Origin of the sequence: Chryseolinea sp. T2 (assembly GCF_037203685.1) — a bacterium.
GTDB lineage: Bacteria > Bacteroidota > Bacteroidia > Cytophagales > Cyclobacteriaceae > Chryseolinea.
On record NZ_JBBCAU010000023.1, the window covers coordinates 1 to 6557 of the forward strand.

Annotated in this window: 5 protein-coding genes; 2 read left to right on the top strand and 3 right to left on the bottom strand. The window is 45.4% G+C overall.

What is annotated here, in order from left to right; genetic code table 11:
* Positions 1-309: 309 nt before the first annotated feature.
* From WBG78_RS30550 to WBG78_RS30560, 3 genes are all read right to left on the bottom strand, one after another.
* Positions 310-699, bottom strand: a complete 390-nt coding sequence (locus WBG78_RS30550) for a VOC family protein (RefSeq protein ID WP_337330345.1) — start codon at positions 697-699, stop codon at positions 310-312.
* Between the two features lie 51 nt (positions 700-750).
* Positions 751-1107 carry a helix-turn-helix transcriptional regulator gene (locus WBG78_RS30555; RefSeq protein ID WP_337330346.1) on the bottom strand — a complete coding sequence of 119 codons (357 nt, stop codon included), beginning with the start codon at positions 1105-1107 and terminating at the stop codon, positions 751-753.
* Positions 1108-1692: 585 nt separating this feature from the next.
* On the bottom strand, positions 1693-2166 hold the full coding sequence (locus WBG78_RS30560; RefSeq protein ID WP_337330347.1) for a PA2169 family four-helix-bundle protein: 474 nt from the start codon (positions 2164-2166) through the stop codon (positions 1693-1695).
* 213 nt (positions 2167-2379) lie between these two features.
* On the opposite strand from WBG78_RS30560, the gene WBG78_RS30565 reads away from it, so the two are divergent.
* Both WBG78_RS30565 and WBG78_RS30570 read left to right on the top strand, forming a co-directional pair.
* Positions 2380-3114: a hypothetical protein gene (locus tag WBG78_RS30565; protein ID WP_337330348.1), complete on the top strand. Its 735-nt coding sequence runs from the start codon at positions 2380-2382 to the stop codon at positions 3112-3114.
* A gap of 234 nt (positions 3115-3348) precedes the next feature.
* On the top strand, positions 3349-6276 hold the full coding sequence (locus WBG78_RS30570; RefSeq protein ID WP_337330349.1) for an Ig-like domain-containing protein: 2928 nt from the start codon (positions 3349-3351) through the stop codon (positions 6274-6276).
* The last annotated feature ends 281 nt before the right edge of the window (positions 6277-6557 follow it).

Below are 6557 nucleotides of genomic sequence, written 5' to 3' on the forward strand. Positions count from 1 at the left end.
ACAGGTTCCCCGGCAAAGGAAAAATCCTTAGCTTGTATTGTTTTCATAAGCCTGGAAGATTTATTTAAAATGATATGGTAATTCACTTTAAATATAGTCTCCAGGCTTTCCTTTTTTAAACATACAGGCTCCGGGGATCTAATGCAATTCGTGCTACAGAGAGAGGATCCCCTCCGGGGATCTAATTGCAAATTCGTGCTACAGAGAGAGGATCCCCTCCGGGGATCTAATGCAATTCGTGGTCAGGGGATCCCCTGCTACCTTCCAATGCCAGTTTTTCATTGAGCACTTTCACCTTTGCCGTAAAGGTCACAGCATCTGTACCAACTGAATGTTATTGCCGCAGGTGTCGTCGAGAACGGCAATCATCACAGGTCCCATTTCTTTCGGCTTTATCGAGAAGTCTACATTCAGGCTTACGAGTCGTTCGTATTCCTTCATCAAGTCTGAGACCATAAACGATGTGTAGGGAATGCCAGCTTCCTTTAATGCTTTTTGATATACTCTGGCAGGATCAAAGGCCATGGGCTCAAGCAGCAATTCGACACCATTTTGCTCAGTTGGAGAAACGACAGTCAGCCAGCGGTATTCGCCCATGGGTACTTCTGTCTTTTTGATGAAGCCAAGCTTTTCAGTGTAGAACTTTAATGCTTTGTCCTGATCCTGAACGGGAACACTCGTTACATGAATTTTTATCATATGCCTGTCTTTTTTGATAGCACAAAAATTCAATTCCAGAGGTTGAAGTTCTTATTCCGGATTGCTTTTGTTCAGCAGTTGATATTCTTTCATTGAGTGGCCTGTGCCCTTTTTGAAGGCATTGCAGAATGTGGGCAGGCTGTCATAACCGACATCACAGCATACCTGGGATATTTCTGTGCCTTGTTTTAACAGTTCCTTTGCCTTGTCAATTCGAAGGTCTCTCAAAAATTGCCTCGGAGAAACGCCGTAAACCTTTTTGAAAATGCGCGTATAGTGGAATCGTGACATGAAGGAACTGGAAGCGATGTCGCCGAGTTCGATTTTTTCAGAAAGAAACTTTTCCATGAATTGCTTTGACTGCCTTATCTGAACATAGTAGTGTTCCGGCAAGTAATCTTCTTTCATAAGCCGGTCCAGTTCCGTTTCAAAATATGTTTTCGTCCTGGATGTCATAAGGTATGAGGTCCGTTTTGGTTTTTGACTTTCAATACAGATGATCAGTTACGAGCTCTGCCCAGCATGGCAAAAGCTGTGATCAGCAAAGATAGTAAAGTGTGAGTGACGTGAAGACCATGGCACTGGCTTGAAAACTATGGCACGGGCTTGAAAGCAGCAGAGGAAGCGAGGCGCTAATACACGAAGCAACTACAGCCCAGGATCAAGGGTAGTTCCGCCGCAGGTTCGCTAAGGCGCAGGGTACCGCAAGGAAATTTTTTTTAATAGTGCTAATCGTGATGTCCAGGAGGTAAGTATTGAAGTTCGGCTATGCTACAAGGAAACGAGTCAGAAATGTTTGACGCAGGCGGAGGACGTTTCGATCGTTATAGGATGGGGCGGTTGAGTAACGGTGGTGATATAATTTAGAATTTACATTTTGCGGCTAACGTGCATTGTTGTGGGAGAGCCACTGTAGTACAAGGGTTAAACCGCAAAATGTAAAACTCTAAATGTAAAATGTAAAAGTGTGGAAGCAGCTATTCAGCCGATACGCTACTTGGCCGCGTCACGCAGCGCTTTTACTCTATCATGTGACGCTCTCAGCTGTTGCTTCTGCTCGGTAAGCATAGTGCGGATATAAGCCGGGAGATTGTTGTCTTCCAATGCGTCCTTATATGCCTTTTGTGCTGCATCCTCGCCGCGTTCACAATTAGCCAGTACCGTGTGGCGATCATGACCCGTGAAAACAGCTTTAACGTCCATCCACGCACGGTATAACTTTCCGCTGGCAGTTGTTCCCGTTTCGGACTTACCACCGAGTGTCTGAACTTCGTTGGCTAAGTTTAACCGGAGCTTGCGGCTTTCATCAATCATCGCAATGAAAAGTCTTCTTATATCGCTGTCCTTCTCTTCGGTTTCGTCGAGCGCTCTTTCGTAGCCCTCAATTCTGTCGTTATTGATTGCCACGAGGTCGTTCAGTATCTCGATTGTTTCTTTCGAGGTTGTTGTTGCTTCAGTCTTTTCCATAATTGTCTGTTTGTGTTTGAACTTATCTACAGTGGCACCTGAGACAATTAACGTGCTAGCTGGAAACCTTCAAGAAAGCATTACTTTCAGCCTTTCCGTGTTACCAAACTTCTACAATCATGCGCAAAGTTACGCACCGGAGGAGCGACATCGAAAAACCGAAAGTATTATAGCTCGTTGCTATTTATTATTTTGGTCAAAAAGTTAGCTTCTATGCGCCGCATATTTCTCTTCCTGCTCCTGCCTGGAATTGCCATTTTATGTCAAAGATGTGACGATGAAAGTGAACCTTGTGAAGGGTACCGTATTATATCGCAGACTAACATTGCCGACGGAAAAGAGGTGATGTTCAATTACAACACCGACGGATCACTACAAAGTGTGTCAGGTCCCTATCCCGCCGAAACCAACTTCTTTTATACTGGTGACGGACAGTTGGCTCGTGTACATAAGACCCGATCTGACAACTCACGAACGGTATGGTTTTTTGATTTTGATGCAAAGGGGCGCGTGATTTCAAAGTATGTAAAATCCACTGATTTCGGAGATTCTACTGTTTTTGAGTATGACGATAATGACAGGATGATCAAAGTAAGTCATTACTGGCGCAAGGCGGAGCTTGTCTTTTACATTGACCTTGAATATCCGGATGCAAGCACGGTGAAAAACACCACTTATTTGCGCGGTCAGTATACACCGGAGCTCAACCTCGCTTTTTTTGAGATTTATACGATTGATAATCATCCGAGGCCGCACCCCTACGAATACTATTTGTCGCAGGACCTGTTGGACGACACCTTTCTCCTCCACAACGTGCTGTCTGAGCGCCTTATTGCTGAGGATGGTACGACTGTGGCGAGTGAGATCACGCACACCTATAGCTATAACGGGCGTGGCTATCCGTCATCGCAGGACGTCGTCTTGAAATTTGTGTATGGTTGTGAATGACGTGCGTGTTTTTCATAATGGATGAGCAACGAAGCATTGGCAGTTACCTTTTTCGCCTGCACGAGATTCAGAATAGCCATTTTACCGAAATTTCTCAGTTGAGCCAACTCCTGGGCTGTTGTACATGGTAAGATGCGTTAGATTTGCTTCATAACCCCGTTTCAGTCAATGCACGCTCCTTTGATTCGTTGCTGGCCCTCGTTTGGTCATGCTCTACGTCATAACACAATCGGATTGTTCTTATTACTTCTGTTCTGCAACCTTATTTCCCTGCGCAACGCACAGGGTCAGTTTCTGATCAGTGACTTCAGGCCCAAAATTAAAGGCTCTCCACACACCGCTAACCATATCATCCAGGATGACGGTAAAATAGTAATGCTTGGAGATTATGCATTCGCCGGTGATACTCCCGTTCCTAACCTGCTACGGTTTAATGCGGATGGATCACTGGACAAAGACTTCGCTCTAAGCAAGGAACTGCGCGATCAGTTTACGACCGACTTCGGGATATGTTGTACACGGTCGACCGTCGTGAAGGGACCGGGTGGTGATTTGCTGCTCATGCAAGGGAAGTGGCAGGGAAGGGTAACGATCATCGACGGTACCGGAAAGTTCAAGAGAGATATTCAATCGCCAAGCGGATACATGAGCGTTGGCCAGTTCGTCAGACATAAAGACGGGTATGTCGCCATCGGCAATATGTTTTCAAGCAGATCGGTTATGAAGTTTGACAGAAACGGAAACGTCGATCCTGCCTTTGCCAAGATTGATTTCGTGGGTAATGTTGAAGACATTGTTGTCGATCAAAACAACAGCATCTTCATGGTCGGCAATTTCACTGTTGCGGGTAATACCCGAAAAATCCTTAAGATCAAGGAGACCGGTGTAATTGACAATACGTTTAGCGATGTCTCTTTCGTACCGAATTTTACAGAGCTTAATTTCTTCCCTGACGGAAAGATGGTGTTGTCGTCTTATACCGACATCATGTTGCTTGATGCTACCGGAAACAAAATAGCAACCTTTTCGCCTGACACAGATTCAAAACCGATTTACAGCACTGCAGTCGATCCTATCAATAACAGAATTATCATTCTCATTGACCAATATCCCCAGCCCGCGGCACTAATGGCTCTCAATCTGGATGGTTCCATATCGGACCAGTTCGTCCCGGTGAGTATCGGGTCCGCGAATTTGCTCTCCCGAATTTTGCCGAAGGGTGATAAGTTTGTATTAGCAACAGGAGATGAGATGCAATATGGCGCATCGTCGCACTCATTCCTGCAATTTAGCAGTATCGGTATCGTTGATACCGAAGTTTCAACCAAAGAGAAACTTTTCAACGTAGGTTATGTTAATGACGCCGTTGAACTGGCAGACGGTAGCCTTATCGTTGGAGGGTCCTTCACGCACATTGGCAATACGGAAGTTAAAAATCTCGCAAAACTTGACAGGTCAGGCAACGTCGACATCACCTTTGCCGGTAATAATCCTTTATCACAAGGAGATGTAGTTGAAAAGTTGGAAGTTGCGGCAGACAACAAGGTTTACGTTGGAGGTTCGTTCTATCATATCCTGGGCGACAGGAGCTCGCTCATAAGAATAAACACGAGTGGAAAGTTTGATCCTTCATTCGTAACCCATGCATTGTCGTACGCCAGTGGTGAGTTCCTCCGTGATTTTGTCGTGATGCGAGATCGCATCATCGCCTGTGGAAGTTATGGTGAGAATCTCGTCGCTTTTGACTTCACCGGAAATACTATACCGGCATTTAAGACCAATATATTCCAAGGGCAATCAGTGATGGTCAAAAGCCTGTGTAAAGTGGATGACGACAACTTTGCCATCGGCGGGGAAGTGCTCAATGGGAAAGGCTTTTTGTGGGTAATGGATCTCAATGGTAACATCGACAATAACTTTGCCCGCCAGGACAATATTTCAATATCGTCCGAGCACCTGGCGAAAGTTGGTAATGAAATTTACCGGGCCGGACAAATTCTCGGAGGACAAAGTTCCTTAGACGCTAACGCGGTCTTTAAATACAACATTCTTAATGGACAAGCGGAAGCCACAAGTTTAGGGACTTATACATTCAGCAAGAACCTTCATGTATTACCGCTAAACGATACCATGGTTGTTCTCAGCGGCAAATTTGATCGATTCAATAATGCCAATGCGAGCAATATCGCCATATCCGACTATAAAGGCTCCCTGTACAATAGGCTGACGTTCCAGGTGTCGCCCGGCGTACTGGATCACCAGGTCTCAAGAGTTATCACTTTGTCGGGTGAACGGATTCTGCTGCTTGGTCATTTCGAAAGCATCAACGGCGAACCATACTATAGCGCTGCCGCTGTTCATTATACCAACTTCAAGCCATTGGTGGATATCAAAAACTCGTATTCCGTTCCTGAAGACACGAGTTTTTACCTGGCGGATCTAATCGACATTACCGACATGGATGACAAGCTGGAGTATCGTCTGGAAAACAACGACAAATTGCAGTTGACAGCAAATGGACTGGTAACTCTCAAGAAAGATTTCGCAGGCACAATTGACTTGAAGTTCACTGTCAATGATGCATTGACCACTTCCGGACCCTTCACAACAACCTTAACTGTCGAGCCCGTAAATGATGCCCCGGTCATCAAGCGTCAACGTGAAGTTCCCGGTATTGTCGCAGGACAAAATTATGAAATTACGCCTGCAATATTGGAAGTTGAAGACGTTGATGGAGATGAGGTAACACTTACCGTTCATGCAGGAGCTCACTATAGTTTATCCGGCGGCACTTCAATTGTCCCGGAGGCTATGTTCAACGGTGAACTGAAAGTTGGAATTTCTGCTTCCGACGGTGTCTTAACGAGCGAGGTGTTTATAATGACAATCGGATCGGGTGATCCTACCGGTATTGAGGAAATTTCAGCGCTGGCATTTTATCCTAATCCTTTTTCAGATTATTTGAAAGTTTCGTCGTGGGAGAATGTTGAACGCTTAAGCATTCGGAGCGTGACCGGGCAGGAGGTGGCGAGCTATGATCAGTCGCAGTTGGGTCAGGTATCGGGAATGATAGATGCGAACACACTTCCTAAAGGAGTGCTGCTTGTCGGTGTTGTTTTGAAGACGAAAGAGCATCTGTATGTTAAGGTGATAAGAAGATAGCATTTCAATTGTTGTGTATGAAGATAGCCCAATCGGGCGGCGACAATGAAACTTGCCGATTTATTGCGTGCGTTGCGCGCCGGGAGCGGTCGTGTTTCATCGATCACGCGCACACGGCGCGCGGAAGATCGATCGAAATTCGGTGCTATTGATCTGTGATCCCTAACGGGATCGGAATGCAATTCGGTGCTACAGACAGAGGATCCCTTCTATGTTAAAAAACAACTTCCTTAGAGAGTATATTTTCTTTTTTGGCAGTTTAAAGGGTTGCAACTTTAAGT